The sequence below is a fragment of the Rummeliibacillus stabekisii genome, from assembly GCF_007988965.1.
GTDB classification, from domain to species: Bacteria; Bacillota; Bacilli; order Bacillales_A; family Planococcaceae; genus Rummeliibacillus; species Rummeliibacillus stabekisii.
The window spans coordinates 1-14,415 of the sequence record NZ_BJVD01000007.1; the positions used below are offsets into that span (position 1 = coordinate 1).

Sequence of the window (14,415 nt, forward strand, 5' to 3'; positions counted from 1 at the left end):
ATGAAGAAAAAAAGCACTTCAATAGGTTTATTTGGTGATGTCTTTGCAGCCAAATTCCACAATGTACCCCGTAGAGAAATCTATGGGTTTTTCTTTTTTCTAAAGCTCATACACAATTTTATATGGTTTGTCCTTCGGGGTCGGGTGAAATTCCCAATCGACGGTGATGAAGTAATTCTAAGCCCGTGAGCCTTTTTTAGGCAGGATTTGGTGAGAATCCAAAGCCGACAGTATAGTCTGGATGGGAGAAGGACGTATGGTGAGTGGTACCAGCCTTTGGAAGAAAAATACACCTTCCTAGGTTTATTTAGTGCACCCATTTTTACATACAATCTCCTAAACTCCTTAGTTGACAATAGCTAAGGGGTTTTCTATTTGTAATGAACTACAGCAGATAGGGAGGAAAGAAATGACGGATGAATTTTATATGAGCCTTGCTTTAGATTTAGCAGGAACTACTAAGCAGCAAACGTCGCCAAATCCAGCAGTAGGAGCCGTTATTGTTTTAAATGGCGAAATAGTAGGCCTTGGCGCACATTTAAAGGCGGGGGGCCCGCATGCTGAAATTCATGCCCTACGAATGGCAGGATCACAAGCGAATGGAAGCACTGTTTATGTAACGCTGGAACCTTGCAGCCATTACGGAAAAACACCTCCTTGCGCTAACGCATTAATTGAAGCAGGTGTAAGTCGTGTAGTCATCGCTGCACAGGATCCCAATCCATTAGTTGCGGGCAAAGGATTGCAGCTTTTAAGAGATGCTGGGATTGAAGTAACAACAGATATTTTGCTAGAAAGAGCGCAGGCGTTAAATAAAGAATTCTTTGCTTATATTCAACAACGAAAACCGTTTGTTACTTTAAAACAGGCCATCACATTAGACGGTAAAATAGCAGCAAAAAGAGGAATCGGAGAGCAAATTACAAGTGAGGAATCACAGGTGGATGTTCATAAGGATCGCGAAAATCATGATGCCATTTTAGTAGGGATCGGCACGGTATGTTCAGACAATCCACGCCTTACCAATCGACTTGGAAATACAAAGAAGCAACCGATTCGAATAATTTTAGACACGCATTTAAGGATTACGCCAGATAGATTGGTGATAATGGATAGTTCCGCGCCAACGTGGATTGTAACAGGTTCAAAAGCTTCAGCAGAAAAGATTGCACAGTTAAGCCAGATATCACATGTGGAAATTCTGCAGCTTACAAAACCTTTAATTGACATAGAAGAATTATTACTAGAGCTGGGAAAACGCCAGATTATGAAGCTGTATGTAGAAGGCGGCCAAACGGTCAATGCAAGTTTTTTGAAATCCGGTTCAGTAAATCAATTAATCACATATATAGCGCCTAAAATTGTCGGTGGGACAAATGCTATTCCAATGTTTTCTGACTTAGGAGTGACACAAATGGAGGATGCTTTGGAACTCGAATTGCAAGAAATCCACAAAATCGGTGAAGATTTGAAAATAGTATCTGTATTGAAATGAGGTGGAATTCATTTTTACTGGAATAGTAGAAGATATAGGCAAGGTCAAAGCAATCAAACGTGGTGGCCAAAGTATGCAATTAACAATAGAATCTCGAAAGATAACAGATGACATTCATTTAGGTGACAGCATTGCCATTAATGGGGTTTGTTTAACGGTTACCTCTTTTTCGGAAAGTGCCTTTACGGTTGATGTAATGCCGGAGACAGTGAAAGGGACGAGTATTCAATCATTGCAATTGGGTCATAGTATCAATTTAGAACGAGCAATGCCGGCAAATGGCCGTTTTGGCGGGCATTTTGTATCTGGACATGTGGATGGTACAGGTATTATTTTGCGCAAGCGCAAAGTGGAGAATGCGATATATATTGATATTGGTATTGCAGAGGAGCTCAGAAAATATTGTATTTTAAAAGGCTCGGTAGCTATTGATGGCATCAGCCTTACTATTTTCGATATTCAGCCACGCCAGCTCACAGTTTCAATCATTCCGCATACTTTAAGTGAGACAGTGTTAGGCATAAAAAAGGAACAGGATCTTGTCAATATTGAAAATGATTTGCTTGGCAAATACGTGATTCAGCATGCTGAGAGGCAACAAAAAGAAACACCAATGACGATGGATTTTTTAATGCAAAATGGATTTTAAAAAGAGGCGGTGTTTAATATGTTTCATTCAATAGAAGAGGCAATACAAGATTTGAAAAAAGGAAAAATGATTATTGTAGTGGATGATGAAAATCGTGAAAACGAAGGAGATTTACTCGTCCTTGCGGAGTATGCAACACCCGAAAACATCAATTTCATGGCTACTTATGGTAGAGGATTAATTTGTACGCCAGTATCACAGGAGCTGGCGGAACACCTTGAACTTTATCCAATGGTTCACAACAATACAGACAATCACCAAACAGCCTTTACAGTGAGCATTGACTATAAGGATACAACCACAGGCATTAGTGCATTTGAACGTTCGGAAACCATTATGCAGCTATTAAACAAAGATGCAGGTGAGGCTGACTTTCGGCGACCGGGACATGTTTTTCCACTCATTGCTAAAGAGAATGGCGTTCTCGAACGCCAAGGGCATACTGAAGCAGCAATTGATTTTGCTAGGATTTGCGGCAGTGAACCCGCAGCCGTTATCTGTGAAATTATGAGCGATAATGGTGAAATGTCTAGAGTACCGGAATTACTAGTGTTAGCTGAAAAATATGATTTAAAAATCGTTACCATTGCAGACCTCATTCGCTATCGTTATATCCATGAAAAACTAGCAAAACGCGAAGCATCTGTGAAAATGCCTACAACACTTGGTGAATTCCAAATGGTTGGCTATTCAAACAAAATAGATAGCAAAGAGCATATAGCTTTAGTAAAAGGGGAGTTGCGGGAGGAAGATGCTCCGTTAGTGCGTATTCACTCGGAATGCTTGACGGGAGACGTGTTTCATTCAAAACGGTGCGATTGCGGACCGCAATTGGAGAAGGCGATAGAAAAGATTGAAGCTGCTGGTACAGGTGTCATTCTTTACATGCATCAAGAAGGAAGAGGGATTGGACTGTTAAATAAACTGAAAGCCTATGAGCTTCAAGAGCAGGGCTTGGATACAGTGGAAGCAAATGAACAATTGGGCTTTCCAGCTGAAATGCGTGATTATGGACTTTGTGCCCAAATGCTCCGCGACTTGGGTGTAACTAGGGTTCGCTTAATGACGAACAACCCAGAGAAAGTAGAAGGGCTAAGGAAATATGGAATTGAGATTGTAGAACGAGTAGCGCTTGAAACTGAGGCTGTTGCTGAAAATCAATATTATTTACAAACGAAAAAAATAAAAATGAATCATATTCTTGCATAGGGAGTGTTACAACACATGGGACAAGTATTAGAAGCACAATTAATAGGAACTGATTTAAAAATAGGGATTGTTGTAGGTAGATTTAATGAATTTATAAATGCCAAATTGCTAGGTGGAGCAATGGATGGTTTAAAACGCCATGGCGTATCTGAAGATGATATAGATGTAGCTTGGGTGCCGGGAGCATTCGAGGTACCATTTATTGCAAAGAAATTGGCGGATACGAAGAAATATGACGCCATTATTGGTCTAGGTACGGTGATTAGAGGCTCCACATCTCATTATGATTATGTTTGCAATGAAGCGGCTAAAGGAATTGCAAATGTTGGATTAACTACTGGAGTGCCGGTTATCTTTGGTATTGTTACAACGGAAAACATCGAACAAGCAATCGAACGTTCTGGAACTAAATCAGGAAATAAAGGATATGATGCAGCTGTTTCTGCGATTGAAATGGCTAATTTAAATAGTTTGATTGGAGAATAAGCAATTATAAATGGTATGAGGCTTAGCATTTTAGCTAAGCCTCTTATTTTATTGGAAAAAATCAGGATGTTTAATGTGAGGGAAGTACGGGAATAGAAACATGAAAATGAAAAAATATGATGATTAATTTTAAATAGAAAAAACATGAAAACGCTATCATAGAAAGGGAGACTGTTATTTATGAAAATTACAATCGTTGGTTCTGGGCATGGAGGATCTGCTGCAGCAGCAGCGATGGCACAGGCAGGGCATGAGGTCAGCATGCTAAAACTAAGCAACCGACCAGATCAGCATTTTGAAAAGCTAAAAGAAACAAAAGAAATCAAGTTAGAAGGCATCGAAGGCAATGGTACATATCAGCTAGCAAATGTAACAAATAACCCTGCAGCGGCTATTCCTGAAGCGGATATCATTTTAATTTATTACGTTTCGAATTACCACGAGAATTTAGCTAAGGCGCTTGCCCCTTATCTCCATGCTGAGCAAACGGTTTATATTTGCCCAGGGTATTTAGGTAGTTTACTCTTTAAGAGAGAAATGGAACGAATCGGACGAATTCAAGAGGCCCCATTATTTGTAGAAGGCGAAACACTTCCGTATAGCTGCCGTATTACATCCCCGGGTGCAGTAACTATTTATTCTAAGAACTATGGACACCCAATAGCAGCATTGCCGGCGAACCGTATTGAAGAGGCATGCAGAATATTAGAACCAGTACTGGACAACCCTATACCACGCGACCATATAGTAGAAGTCGCTCTCCACAATCCGAATCTCATCATGCATACTGTAGGGATTGCAATGAATGCTGCATATATTGAAAATTCAAATGGAACTTTCTCTATGTATACAGAAGGTTTTACCCCATCTATTTGGAAAGTGGCTAATGAACTGGATTGCGAAAAAATGGCGGTCTTAAGAAAAATCGGTTCATCTCCTCTTTCTTATATCGATGAATTTAAAGTGCGGACTTTTACAGATCCAGAAAAATACTCTGAAAAAGAAGCGTTCGCAATCTACGCAGACAGCGTAAGCGATTTGCATACGGATAAAGTTGAAAATCGGTATATTACGGAGGATGTACCAATGGGTCTTGGCTTACTTTATTCGCTTGGTAGAGAGCTTGGTGTTCCGACACCTGTTGCAAATTCCATTATGACATTGTCTGGCATTATGACAGATTCTGATTACTATAAACAGGCCCGTACGGTAAAAAGTCTTGGCTTCAAAGATGCAAGCGAGCTAATGAACGAAGTGGGCAACAAAGAAGATAAAATCTTTTTACAAACAGCACGTCAAAAGTAAAATAAGTAAAACACGTGTATGGCTGGAGAAGTTGCAGCATACCGTGTTTTTTATTTGGTTTTAAAGGGAAGAAGTTGGAAGCACTTTTTTATTTTTAGGATAAAGAGTTATTGTTGACATACTTTTTAGATGGTGTTATAAATGTATAGTCTTATTTCGTATGCGAAATATACGGAAGCGAATTAAATGTAAGCAAGGGGGAAGAAATGAAGAACGTCTTTAATAATGAGATTATCAATTCTTTCTATAGTATCTACATGCAGGAAAGAAAAATTTTACAAAGTGACGCAGAGAGAGTGGGTCTGACTGTTGTCCAGTTGAGAGCTCTTTATAAGATATCCGTTCGTCCGAATGTGCGATTGGCGGAACTTGCTGAGCGAATGAAATCGACGAACAGTACGATTAGTAGTGTGATTGATCGGTTAGTAGATAAGGAGCTTGTAGAACGGAAAACATCCGAGAACGACCGCCGGGCTATAACCATTTGCCTTACTATAAAGGGTGAGGAGAAATTGAGAGAATTTCAGGAGAGTAAATCGGAGACGGTTCAAAAGCTCCAAAGAATTAACGATTTGCCTGCGGAGGATATAAAACGTTTGTTAGAAATTCACCAAAAGATATTAAGTATTTTAAAGGATTAATGAAGGAGGAAGTTTTTTTATGAAGGCCAAACGCATGATTTTATTAAATGTGATTTTGCTTATAGTCTTAGTTGGAGGTGGGTTTGTAGGCTATTATTATTTCAATCAATCTATGAACTATATCTCTACAGATAATGCACAAATCGCAGGTCAACAAGTAAATATCGGAGCACCAGGCAATGGCAAATTGGTAAGATGGGATGGCAAGGTTGGAGATACATTTAGCAAAAACGATACAATCGGTACAGTTGATATGCAAGGTGCTGACGGGAAATCTGTTAACATGCCAATCAAAGCTCCACAAGATGGCACAGTCGTGCAAAGCAATGCTGTAGAAAATGCAATGGTTGCTGCTGGCACACCTCTTGCTATCAGCTATGATTTAGATCATTTATGGGTTACTGCAAACATTGAAGAAACAGATCTAGATAGTATTAAAAAAGGTCAAGACGTAGACATTACAGTCGACGCATTCCCTAACACAACATTAAGCGGTAAAGTACAAAAAATCGGTTTAGCAACAGCCGGCACATTCTCATTGCTGCCATCAAACAATTCATCAGGCAATTACACAAAAGAAACACAAGTAATTCCTGTGAAAATCTCAATCGATAGTTACGGAGTAAAATTAGTTCCTGGAATGAATGTAACCGTGCGAATTCATAAGTAGGTGATAGCATGTCAATTTATATCATTGGTTATATTCTCATATCCGTCATTCTGCTGATTGTTGTGAACTTTATGGTAAGAAGACAAAAGAATAGTAACACAAAAGATGAAAAAGTGACGCAAGGAACAATGGCTAACAAGAATCAAAAGATGGATTCTAAAAAGCCAGTAGAAGTACAAGAGTTTAACAATGCTGCTCCTCAGCCAGTACAGGAGGAAGAGCATGCAGAAGAAATACAAGAACCTAAAAAAGAAGAGGCTACGGAGGAAGTGCCGCCTGTAAGAGAAGAGGCTAAAACTCCGCCTGCTAAAGTCATAGACAATAAGGGTAAATTACTCGTTACGATGATGATTGGTGCATTCGTTGCTATATTGAACCAAACATTATTAAATGTAGCCATCCCGCACATTATGAATGATTTAAGTGTATCTGCAAGTACTGTGCAATGGTTATCAACAGGCTACATGCTGACGAATGGGGTTTTCATTCCGATTACTGCGTTCCTTATCACAAGGCTGGGGACCAGAAAACTATTTATATCGGCCATTACGTCATTTACAATCGGCTCGATTATTTGCTCGCTTTCCACAACATTTTCACTATTAATGCTCGGAAGGGTTGTGCAAGCGGCGGGTGCCGGCGTTATCATGCCTTTGCTTATGACCGTATTCCTTACCATCTTCCCGCCTGAAAAACGCGGAGCGGCGATGGGACTATTCGGTGTTGCAATTTTATTCGCACCAGCAATTGGGCCAACATTATCCGGTTGGTTAATTGGCCATTATTCTTGGCGCGTACTATTTGATATCGTTATTCCAGTCGGTATAGTTGCAATTCTAATGGCACTTAAATGGATGGTTGATGTTGTAGAAATCACCAAACCAAAATTTGATACATTCGGTTTTATCTTTTCAACAATCGGTTTTGGCTTCCTGCTTTATGGCTTTAGTGAAGCAGGTAACAATGGCTGGGACAGTAAAGTTGTATTGATTTCATTAGCCATTGGTATCATCGGCTTAATTGCCTTTGCTTGGCGTGAATTAACAGTAGAACAGCCAATGCTGGATTTAAGAGTATTTAAATATGATATTTTCACGCTAACAACAATTATTAGTATGATTATAAATATGGCAATGTTCGCAGCCATGCTCTTGCTACCTATTTACTTGCAAAACATCCGCGGTTTCTCAGCGCTGGATTCTGGCTTGCTCATGCTGCCTGGCGCGATTGTCATGGCGATTATGCTACCAATCTCAGGGAAACTATTCGATAAAATGGGAGCAAGATGGTTGGCAGTCATTGGATTGGTTATAACAGTAGTCACTACTTATCAATTCTCTAAACTATCAATGACTACTTCCTATAGCTATATCATGCTACTTTATGTAATGCGTATGTTTGGTATGTCGTTCTTGTCCATGACCGTATCAACAGAAGGGATGAATCAGCTACCTCAACATTTGGTGGGCCACGGGACATCTGCTTCCAATACAGCTAGAACCGTTGCGGGAAGTATCGGTACCGCCTTTTTAGTCACAGTCATGACAACGAGAAGTAATTTCCATACAGCAAATTACGGAAATGTCATCTCAAGCGACAATCCATATTTAACAAATCAGTTGCACAGTTTAGGTAGTACATTCTCAGCGATGGCTGGACTTCCTGCACAAGGAGGCCAAGTGTTGGCGACTAGTTCAATTTACGGGCAAGCTGTCAAACACGCGACAGTCAGTGGAATCAACGATGCCTTTATTGTTGCGACAGGCATTGCGGCTGTGGCATTAGTTTTAGCTTTCTTTATTAAAAGAGCTAAACCAAATGCAAAAGATTAATCTGTTTAATAGGCTGGATCCTTATTGGATTCAGCCTATTTTTTTGAGAAATTGAGTATAATAGAATGTGAAAAATGATTATGTACCAATGAGGATGAGAATTTATAAGTGAGTGGAAGAAAAGAGAGAAAGCATCGGAATAGAGTAAGGAATTGGAAGCTTGCTCTTTTTCTAGTGATAGAAGCAGGCTGGATTATATTGTTTCGCGAATGGTTTGATGAATGGCGGCAAAAGGGTTGGTTATATGTTGCTTCATATACAGCCTTATTTGCAGTAGGATGTTTTTATATAAATGAGAAGTTGAGCCCCTTAAAGGACGAACGAAAAGAAGAGAAATTCAACAAAAAATATCCTTTTATTAAAGATCTAGGGGAAGAGCAGACTTTCACTATTTATATGAAAAATGGCAAAGTTATAGAGAATGCTAGTCTTATGGTCCACATAAGCATGGAAATCATCGTTGCGACAAATTTAACGTTTGATGAGCTTGAATCAGAGGTGCATACAATAAAGCTAAAACACATAGAGTCTGTCAGTTTCTAATATATAGCCTTTTAAAAAAGAACCCTAATCATCAATTAGGGTTCTTAAAGTTTTACCTTCACCTCTGTACCATCTTTTGCTTTCACATCTACTAGTTGAATACCCTTATAATTCTTCAGTTCTTTAAGGATTGGCTTCAATGTTTTTTTGTCGAGATGAGGAAAGGTGAAGTCTATTTCTTTTCGTTCAAAATGATTTTTTGTCCATTTATTTAGATTTTTATGGAAAAGATTAGATGAAACAACGGTAATGGCAATATTTAATAATACATAAGGAACTGGAATGATAAATCGGAAGCCTTTTGTTTTTATTTTTACGTATATCATAAGAAATCACTAATCAATGATGACCGAAACGGTATCACCGTTTGCTGATTTGATATCAACAATTTGGCCATCTAGTTCATTTTCGATTGCTTCAATAATCAGGTTTATGTCTATATCCTTCATGTATTTCTCTGATTGAGGAATACTTGCTGCGATGCTATATCCAGCCACCAATACAACTTTTACAAGCTTAATCGGCACATTGACTGTTACATTATCACTTTCAGTTGATACCACACGAACCTTTAACGTTTTATCTAAATAGGTTGTTGGTTTTTCAGTAAGCTGATTATTTGGTTCTTCTTTCTCTTTTAAGATGTGAATCAATTCGGCTCCTTTATCAGCATCAATCTTTCCTTCTTGAATCATCGTGATGACTCTTGTAATTTCTTCTTTCATGTGGAGCGCTCCTCTCTACTCTTTTAAAAGCTTAATGGCTTCTTCTGGTGTAATTTCACCGTTTTCTAACATGGTAACAACTTTCTTTTCGTCTACTTCATTTTTCTTCTTCTGTTCATATCCAAGGGATGAGATGATGTCTGATAGCTTGCCTCGAACTGTCGGATACGAAATGCCCAGTTCTTTTTCAACTTCTTTAATATTTCCTCGGCATGTCAAAAAAACTTCTACAAATTCTAGCTGCTCTTTAGACAACGATGCCAGCTTTGATAATTCAAACTCATTTTCAATCGTAGTTTGGCAGTGTGAGCAATGTAACTTCGTGATTTTCATTGTATTGTTGCAAACAGGGCAATTTGTGATTACTTTATAGGCCATAATGAAATTCCTTTCTTTGATTGATTTGATTATATAACAAGGATTAGAATTTTTAAAGTTATAATTTTAATTTTTTTATATAAAAATTTAAACAATATTAATAAAGGTATTAATAATATTAACTTTAAATTTAATAATTTGCAATTGAATTTAAATGATGGAATTGGGGCAAGGAATAATTAAAAATGAAATAAAGCGAAAGCAGTTGCTTTCGCTTTTAGTATTTATTTTAGAAGACTTTTAGCTATTTTGCGATTTTCTCTATCTTTAGATTCTTTAGCCACTCGTTTGATGTGGGAAAGAATTGTAGGAGTATTCCAGTAATCTGTATCCCATTCATAAAAGGCGTTTAAAGCCATGTATTCAAATCTTCTATTATTTAATTGCATACATTTTTCTATAAAAGAAAGACCTATTCCTTCATAATCACTTATATAAGAAATCGCTATATCAATGCATTCTTCTTGTTCAGGCGTCATGTGTTGTAAATCAATTGCTTGCTGAATAAATTGGATAAGCTTTTCTACTACCTGCCGATTATGAGATTGCATGATGTATATGTAGAGCGATATATCATAGTTCCCATGCATGATCTTCTCCAAAAAAATATGAGATAAATCAAATTGTATTGCCTGTGCAACGCGTATAGGAATATAAAGGTCAGGCTCTACATCTAAAGACTGTACTATAAGTGGTTTCCATTTAGAATTTTCAAGGATGGATTTAATCTCATTTTCAAGTGAAAGTTTTTCTGCCAGTGTTCCGTTATATTCCACGTAATCCCCCTCTACCTCACCCGTGATAAAGCATTGGATGACGGCAACGGGGTACAGTTTTTTAAGGGTAGTGGCATGTTTTTTTGCGTGCTGAATATAAAAATTTAGGACTTCTCTTGCATGTGGGTATTCGTCAATTGTATAGGATGGCCCTTCTTCTATAAGACCTTCTATTATTTGGCCTGCTCCGTTGTACAAGGATTCAGATATGGTAGGCTGTGCCAATGCCACGTCTAGCTCGCCTTTCATAGCGCAGTTATAGGCTAGATAGTGATTCATAATTGAATTTTCACAGCCATTTGTTAAAAGCCATGCTTTTATTTCGGCTGTTATAGGCTCCAAACGCTCTACGCAAGCGATTTTGCCCCAACCATTTACTTCTTTTGCTAGCAAATATAAATTTTCATTTGGATTCTTTGTACCCTGCAAAAAAGCATCTGCTACATATAATGTAAACTCTTCGTGCAATCCTATTGTGTGTAAAAGTGTCAAATCCTCTTCACAATTTGAAAAACCAAGAATCATAATACCAAATTGCATGGCATACCGATGTGACGAGTGGTGAATAAACCAAAGTGCTTCATTGTGCAATGCTTCTCGATCTATCCCTTCTTCTTGTTTTAACAACTCCCGAAAGATTCCAACATATTCAGCAAATTCCTTATCTCTTACTTTTTCATAAATAGCTCTGCGGGTTTTATGGTTAGGTGTATTTAATTGTTTTAACAGTAATTTCAATAATGATTTTGCGTCAGAGGAAAAGCCGTATGTATCATCTATCAGCTGATCGGCTGCGCCAGGAGCAAAACGAATATCATCGTCTTCTAGAAAATAATAAGATTCATCCGGCAATGTTTCATTCACAACTTTACCGTTTACTTTCACCTGATTAATGATAAAGGGGAGGATAGCTTGTCGATATTCTGATGGATTGAAGTCTAATACTTCTTTTTCTTTAAAAATAGTTGTGCCATCGACTTTTATAGTACAAACATAGGAAGTAAAGCCTCCTATGTCCGCGTCAATGATATAAGTTTCACCATCTATTTCAACTTTTTCTTTTAGTTTCTTGAATGTATAGAAGTGGGAAACAAAGCTTGGATATTGAACTTGTTTCACTAATGTTTGATCTACAAATAATTGTTTTGCATGAATATCCATAACGACTTTAATTATATGTCCCTTATAGTTTGTTTCCCATTCATAATGAATGTCCTCTTTAAATTCTTCTTTAAAATTCTGCCACTCTAAACGCATGAATCGCTTAAATTTTGACATGGGTCACCTCTTTAGCTCTCTTAATATACTGTCTATCATATAATAAAAGCTTATTGGTTTGTTAAATGCATTTACCAAAAAGGTAAAATTATGCTATATTGGTTGGATTCCTTATGACATAATGATGTATATAGGAAGTAGGGACATCATCCGAAAATGAGAAGCAGAAGGGGGAGAGAGTGTGGTTACAATTGATTATTCATCCATTGCTATTATACCTGTCATAACTCTACTTTTAGCATGGTGTATCTGTGGTTACCTATTCTACCGTAACTATAAAAAACATGGAGGCGGCATTAAAATTTGGAAGGCTGTACTCGTGTTATTCGTAGGTCTTTTTTCTTTTTCTATTAACTTGAATATCTGGAACACAGCGCTAAAACTATCCATTTTGCCTTTAGGGGTATGGATTTTATACTTTATATTAAAAGGCAGAAATCGATGGAAATCATATCGCTCTTTTGCTTGGCTGGGGTTTAGCTTCAATTTCATTTTTATAGTAGCTTCACTTGTAGCAATACCCTTTCAACAATGGATTTTTCCAGACAAAAAACCAGCAACATACCTAGCGAATTTAGAAAATGCAAAATTAATTACTATTCATCCTTCAGCAAAAAAGAAGATAGTGTTAGATAGAAAGAAGCTAGCAGGGAAATTCACACATATGAAACAGCGGGAAATCTATAGCGATAAGTGGTTTTCAAGCCTATATGGGATGAGTCCCTCAGAAATTAACAAAAAAGATGAACATTTTCCTTATCAGCTTGCAGGAGTAAAGCCGAAATGGGGAAGTGGGCTTCCATCACCGGTACTGTACATAGAAAAAGACGGAAAAGGAATTTTGATAACTACACCTCAGCAACAGCTTTATTACCGTTTAAATAATTCCGTGCTAAAGGAGGAGCAATAATATGAAGAAAAGAAAAGGAATGTTTGCTCTTTTAGTGGTGGTTATTGGTATTATAGGTCTATTCTTCTATTCTTCTTTTTCAAAACCAGCGCCTTTTCCAACAGAGGAAGCGCTGAAAAAGGATATAAATCAGACCTTCCCTGAGGCTAGCGTAAAAACAATACAAGATATAATCCACGTTGATGAACGCCATAAAGTGGTTCCTTTTATTTCTTTGAATAAAGACTATGGACTTAGCTATTGGATTTGGAAGAAGAATAAATGGCGAGTCGCTGAAGTGGATAATCGAGAAGAACCGATGATATGGAAGATAGAAGATAGAAAACGTCCAAAGTATGTATATGTGTGGAATATTTTCCATAAAAACAAGGTGGATTCATTTACATTTTATCTACTGAGGCAGCGTGATTATATCACCTACGATAGGCAAAGTCTTTATATTCCACCAGTTCAAATGACAGAGAAAGTGCTATTGCATAATAAGACATATGGGGTTTTTTCTATTCCAGAAGATTGGGCTACGATTAAAGATTATGCTAGACCTGTTCAAACGGATTGGCTCTTCGTAAATGGGGAGGATGGAGATGCGTTTAATTTTGGATGGAGACCGAATGCCAAGCCTGGCGTAAAAGAGCCGATTATTTTTACTAATAATGGAGAAAGTTTTTCAAACGGAGATATCATTTTACGCTTTCCGGAACGTTTCGAAAAGGGAAGTCGTGATCTTTATGAATGAGTATCGATAATCTAGGAGGTGTTTTTATGAAAATGATAAAAAATTTAAACTCAAAAGATGAAATTATGGATGCCTTTCCGGTCATGAGCCAACTCAGAACACATTTAGATATAAACACATATGTAGAATTAGTGATGGAAGCGATGGAAAAGGAACAGTATAAGCTCTATGCACTCGTTGACTCTGATGAAATAGTTGCGGTGGTCGGTTTCCAGCCAATGATTACACTTTATTATGGAAGATATATATGGGTATGTGATTTAGTGACAGATGCATCTAAGCGCTCGTTCGGTTATGGAGAAGAGTTGCTTGAATTTGTAGAAGCATGGGCGAAAGAATATAAGTATGAGTGTGTGGCCTTATCTTCTGGGTTGCAACGTACGAAGGCACACCGTTTTTATGAGGAAAAGATGGGGTACGACAAGGTAAGTTATGTGTTTAAGAAAGAATTCTAATATGTTGTAAAAAGCTATGCTTGTTTTATCCTTGAATGGCATCCAGTTGAATGGTACGATGAATATAACTTAAATATTTGCAGGGGGACACGAAAGTGTTGAGAAGGTTTAAGCCTGACCCTTAGAACCTGTCAGTTAATACTGGCGTAGGGAGCAAAGTACATATGATCGTTTTGTACAGCAGCTCTCCGTTTATGGGAGAGTTTTTTTGTACCCAACCAAATATTTTAGTGCGGGGGGACACGAAAGTGTTGAGAAGGTTAAAACCTGACCCTTAGAACCTGACAGTTAATACTGACGTAGGGAGCAGATGAAGGTATGAAATCT

16 protein-coding genes and 3 riboswitches are annotated in these 14,415 nt (G+C 37.9%); of the genes, 12 read left to right on the forward strand and 4 right to left on the reverse strand.

What is annotated here, in order from left to right; all coding sequences use genetic code 11:
* Positions 1-126: 126 nt before the first annotated feature.
* Positions 127-257, forward strand: a riboswitch (FMN riboswitch).
* 152 nt (positions 258-409) lie between these two features.
* From ribD to RST01_RS11485, 9 genes are all read left to right on the forward strand, one after another.
* Positions 410-1,495 (forward strand): bifunctional diaminohydroxyphosphoribosylaminopyrimidine deaminase/5-amino-6-(5-phosphoribosylamino)uracil reductase RibD, encoded by a 1,086-nt coding sequence (ribD, locus tag RST01_RS11445; protein ID WP_147196937.1) that lies wholly within the window; start codon positions 410-412, stop codon positions 1,493-1,495.
* A gap of 10 nt (positions 1,496-1,505) precedes the next feature.
* Positions 1,506-2,144, forward strand: coding sequence for a riboflavin synthase (gene ribE / locus RST01_RS11450; RefSeq protein WP_147197149.1), 639 nt, complete (start codon positions 1,506-1,508; stop codon positions 2,142-2,144).
* Between the two features lie 18 nt (positions 2,145-2,162).
* A complete protein-coding gene (locus RST01_RS11455; protein ID WP_147196939.1) occupies positions 2,163-3,353 on the forward strand; it encodes a bifunctional 3,4-dihydroxy-2-butanone-4-phosphate synthase/GTP cyclohydrolase II in 1,191 nt (396 codons plus the stop codon).
* A gap of 15 nt (positions 3,354-3,368) precedes the next feature.
* Positions 3,369-3,839, forward strand: a complete 471-nt coding sequence (gene ribH / locus RST01_RS11460; protein ID WP_147196940.1) for a 6,7-dimethyl-8-ribityllumazine synthase — start codon at positions 3,369-3,371, stop codon at positions 3,837-3,839.
* Between the two features lie 180 nt (positions 3,840-4,019).
* Entirely contained in the window at positions 4,020-5,144 is a 1,125-nt protein-coding gene (locus tag RST01_RS11465) for an NAD/NADP octopine/nopaline dehydrogenase family protein (RefSeq protein ID WP_147196942.1), read from the forward strand.
* Between the two features lie 206 nt (positions 5,145-5,350).
* Positions 5,351-5,785, forward strand: a complete 435-nt coding sequence (locus tag RST01_RS11470) for a MarR family winged helix-turn-helix transcriptional regulator (protein WP_147196944.1) — start codon at positions 5,351-5,353, stop codon at positions 5,783-5,785.
* Positions 5,786-5,804: 19 nt separating this feature from the next.
* A complete protein-coding gene (locus RST01_RS11475) occupies positions 5,805-6,455 on the forward strand; it encodes a beta-barrel domain-containing protein (RefSeq protein WP_147196945.1) in 651 nt (216 codons plus the stop codon).
* A gap of 8 nt (positions 6,456-6,463) precedes the next feature.
* Positions 6,464-8,287, forward strand: a complete 1,824-nt coding sequence (locus RST01_RS11480) for a DHA2 family efflux MFS transporter permease subunit (protein ID WP_147196947.1) — start codon at positions 6,464-6,466, stop codon at positions 8,285-8,287.
* A gap of 108 nt (positions 8,288-8,395) precedes the next feature.
* On the forward strand, positions 8,396-8,830 hold the full coding sequence (locus tag RST01_RS11485; protein WP_147196949.1) for a hypothetical protein: 435 nt from the start codon (positions 8,396-8,398) through the stop codon (positions 8,828-8,830).
* A 44-nt stretch (positions 8,831-8,874) separates the two neighbouring features.
* Here the strand turns inward: RST01_RS11485 and RST01_RS11490 are convergent, their stop codons facing one another.
* The 4 genes from RST01_RS11490 to RST01_RS11505 form a co-directional block, all read right to left on the reverse strand.
* Positions 8,875-9,156 carry a hypothetical protein gene (locus RST01_RS11490; RefSeq protein ID WP_066790495.1) on the reverse strand — a complete coding sequence of 94 codons (282 nt, stop codon included), beginning with the start codon at positions 9,154-9,156 and terminating at the stop codon, positions 8,875-8,877.
* A gap of 9 nt (positions 9,157-9,165) precedes the next feature.
* Positions 9,166-9,555 carry an SHOCT-like domain-containing protein gene (locus RST01_RS11495; RefSeq protein WP_147196950.1) on the reverse strand — a complete coding sequence of 130 codons (390 nt, stop codon included), beginning with the start codon at positions 9,553-9,555 and terminating at the stop codon, positions 9,166-9,168.
* A 15-nt stretch (positions 9,556-9,570) separates the two neighbouring features.
* On the reverse strand, positions 9,571-9,933 hold the full coding sequence (locus tag RST01_RS11500) for a DUF2089 domain-containing protein (RefSeq protein ID WP_066790488.1): 363 nt from the start codon (positions 9,931-9,933) through the stop codon (positions 9,571-9,573).
* Between the two features lie 224 nt (positions 9,934-10,157).
* The gene (locus tag RST01_RS11505; RefSeq protein ID WP_147196952.1) at positions 10,158-11,987 is read right to left on the reverse strand and encodes a hypothetical protein; all 1,830 of its coding nucleotides are present in this window, start codon (positions 11,985-11,987) and stop codon (positions 10,158-10,160) included.
* 181 nt (positions 11,988-12,168) lie between these two features.
* Between RST01_RS11505 and RST01_RS11510 the strand changes: the two genes are divergently transcribed.
* Genes RST01_RS11510 through RST01_RS11520 form a run of 3 tightly spaced genes read left to right on the forward strand, consistent with a single transcriptional unit; the run spans position 12,169 to position 14,088 of the window.
* Complete coding sequence (locus RST01_RS11510) at positions 12,169-12,897, forward strand: hypothetical protein (protein ID WP_147196954.1); 729 nt, start codon at positions 12,169-12,171, stop codon at positions 12,895-12,897.
* A gap of 1 nt (position 12,898) precedes the next feature.
* Positions 12,899-13,633, forward strand: a complete 735-nt coding sequence (locus RST01_RS11515; protein WP_147196956.1) for a hypothetical protein — start codon at positions 12,899-12,901, stop codon at positions 13,631-13,633.
* Between the two features lie 26 nt (positions 13,634-13,659).
* The gene (locus RST01_RS11520) at positions 13,660-14,088 is read left to right on the forward strand and encodes a GNAT family N-acetyltransferase (RefSeq protein ID WP_147196958.1); all 429 of its coding nucleotides are present in this window, start codon (positions 13,660-13,662) and stop codon (positions 14,086-14,088) included.
* Positions 14,089-14,159: 71 nt separating this feature from the next.
* Positions 14,160-14,258, forward strand: a riboswitch (TPP riboswitch).
* A gap of 54 nt (positions 14,259-14,312) precedes the next feature.
* A riboswitch (TPP riboswitch) is annotated at positions 14,313-14,411 on the forward strand.
* Positions 14,412-14,415 lie beyond the last annotated feature (4 nt).